The organism is Kitasatospora sp. NPDC002522, from assembly GCF_053595195.1.
Genome location: NZ_JBSFXE010000107.1, coordinates 1 through 1,932, shown reverse-complemented (window position 1 = coordinate 1,932; position 1,932 = coordinate 1). Strand labels below are relative to the sequence as shown.

Sequence of the window (1,932 nt, the reverse complement as noted above, 5' to 3'; positions counted from 1 at the left end):
TCGGTCTCGGTCGGCAGCCAGTCGGCCTCCCACTCGACCTCTGGCGCGTCCTCCTCCCGCTCGCGGACGTTCTCCTGTGGCTGCGTCAGCAGCCACAGCGTCAGGGCGCGCTCTTTCGCCCTCATGTCGGTGAAGACCAGATCGACCAGACGGTTGAAGTGCCGGCTGTCCTCGAAGCTGTGCCGCGTCAACCGCATGTCTTCCAGCAGGTAATGGACCTCTCGCTCAGGCCGGTCCTGGCCGGCGGCGGTGCCGAGCGGGAGTTCGGGGACCGTGAAGGTCTCACCGGGGTGGTCCTTGGCGTAGACGATGATCGCGCCCCACAGCTCGACCAGCGCCTGCGTCACCCGCGGATCCAGGTTGGCGTCCGCCAACCGCACCTCCACGTGGTCGTCGTCCCGCCCCTTGACGCTCTCGAAGTTGAGGACGCGGTTCCGGTTGCCGCCGATTTCGCGGAGGAACTCGTGCAGACTCAATCCGGACGGGCCGCTTGTCGGCAGTCCGAGAGCCCGGCGGGTGTATCCGGCGCTCGGTGTGACCCTCAGCGGCGCGGCGAAGAGCGTGCCGCGGTGGCTCGGGCTGTGCGGGTTCTGACCGAGCTGGTACAGCACGTCCTCGAAGGACTTCGCCAGGTTCACCAGCGTGGTCAACCTGGCGACCGCCAACTCCGGCCTGTCGTGGTAGTCCAAAGAGAAGTGGATGTGCCCGCCCGCGTTGCCCGCGTACCCGCCGACGTCCCGGACGACGCTCATCACCTTCACCAGCGCCGACCACGTCGCCGGGTTCTCGGGATCCCACTTGGCGCTGACGTACTCGCCGGCGACTGTGATATCGATCTCCACCCGCCCGCTGGACAGGTCGGTGCCGTATCCGGATCTGGCCCCCGAGCCGGGCGACTGCACTCCCGGAATGCTCAGCCCCTGGGCGTGCAGCCGGCTGGCCAGTGTGTCGGCCACGTTCCTGTGCTGCGCGTACTCCGCGTGGTCGTACTCCACCTCCACGCCGAAATAGGCCGGCAGCTTCGGCGCGCCGGCGGGGCGGGTGAAGTCGTAGGGCAGTGGGTGACCGGCCTCCGATCGCGCGAAGACCTCGTTCACCAGCTCTTCGTAGACCGCTCGGCTCCCCAACCGCTGCACCTCGCCGGCCGGCTGACCGGTCGACACCTCTTGCATCGGCTCGCCGTGCAGCGTCCCCCCTCCGTCCGGCTGCACACGGGGGTCGTAGTTCGGGTTCGCCATGCTCCGCCCCATCGCCCCGGACGGGGAGAAGTACTCCACCCCCTGCACCAGTTCGGGCCTGACACCGCCGAAGAAGGCCACCGTGCTCGCGCCGTAGCCGAGACTCTGCACACCCGCCTCGGCAAGCGTGACGCCCTCCTTCGCCAGCACCCGGGCGCGCATCCACGGCCCCTCCCCGGAGGGACGGCGATCCGCGTCCGTGGTGCCGATCACCCACATCGACGTGGCGGTCTCCACTCCGGCCGGGTCGGCCAGCACGTCACGGAGCCGGACGTACCCTCGCGTGGGGTCGCTGAACGTCGGGGTCAGGCCCGGCAGCAGCCCCTGGGCAACGTCCAACGCGGCGCTCTGGCACGAGATCCACACGTAGACCTCGGTATCCTCCCGAACCGGCAGATAGGTCTCCCCCAGCACCGTGCGATCGCCGCCCACCGCCGCCGACCACCCCAGGACGTCCGCCGTACCGGACTGGGGCTGCACCAGCCCGCCGGACCCGACCGGGTCGGCGGCGCCGACCCGCTGAGAGCCCTGCGCCCGGTGCCCGACCGGACCGTCCCCGGTGCCCCTCGCCGGAGGATCGACCCGCACGAACTGCTCGCGCAGCTGGTACGGACCGTTCGCGGCCGGGGACGGCTCCTCCAGAGCGAACACCCAGCCACCACCGCGCAGCGGCATCCGCTCCACCTCACCGACC

Annotated in this window: 1 protein-coding gene; it reads right to left on the bottom strand. The window is 70.3% G+C overall.

Annotated features, from left to right (window positions below; all coding sequences use genetic code 11):
* The coding region (locus ACWD4U_RS34675) for a hypothetical protein (RefSeq protein WP_449787408.1) at positions 1–1,718 on the bottom strand (1,718 nt) is incomplete at its 3' end.
* Positions 1,719–1,932 lie beyond the last annotated feature (214 nt).